The following is a 647-nucleotide window of genomic DNA, read 5'->3' on the forward strand; positions in this document are numbered from 1 at the left end:
CACCTAAGTCATCCGCACGGACAGGCGCCAAACCACCGGCATAACGACCAAAAGGCGTACGGATGGCATCAATGATGTATGCGTTTTTCATAGTGTATGATCCTAAAACCAGTCTTAAGCCTGAGTGGCATCAATGAGTTTGGCACCCGTCATCGATTGAAGCTCTTCAAAAGATAAGCCTTCAACTTTCTCAATCACTTTCATGCCATCTGCCGTCACATCAATCACACAAAGGTCCGTATAAATGCGGTCCACACATTTCAAACCTGTCGCAGGATAAGTCAGCTCAGCAACGATTTTCGGTTCGCCTTTTTTAGTGACATGATCGGTGGTAATAAAGACTTTTTTCGCACCCACGGCTAAGTCCATTGCACCACCCACAGCAGGAATGGCATCAGGTGCACCGGTATGCCAGTTTGCAAGATCACCATTTTCAGCGACTTGGAAAGCACCCAGTACCGCGATGTCTAAATGACCACCACGCATCATGGCAAATGAATCACCATGATGGAAGAAAGCTCCGCCTTCAAGCAGGGTTACAAACTCTTTACCCGCATTAATTAACTCAGGGTCACGGTCTTCTTCCGCAGGGGGTGGACCAAAGGCCAATAAACCATTTTCAGAATGTAAAAAGACATCTTTGTCAG

The 647-nt window shown here is 46.8% G+C and carries 2 protein-coding genes; both read right to left on the reverse strand.

The features are described 5' to 3' along the window. Positions 1 to 91: 3-oxoadipyl-CoA thiolase (locus AC1M89_RS14720; RefSeq protein ID WP_039100412.1), on the reverse strand; the 91-nt coding region annotated here is incomplete at its 3' end. A 23-nt stretch (positions 92 to 114) separates the two neighbouring features. After that, positions 115 to 647: CoA-transferase (locus AC1M89_RS14725; RefSeq protein WP_481592551.1), on the reverse strand; the 533-nt coding region annotated here is incomplete at its 5' end.

The organism is Acinetobacter sp. ANC_7635 (genome assembly GCF_056779945.1).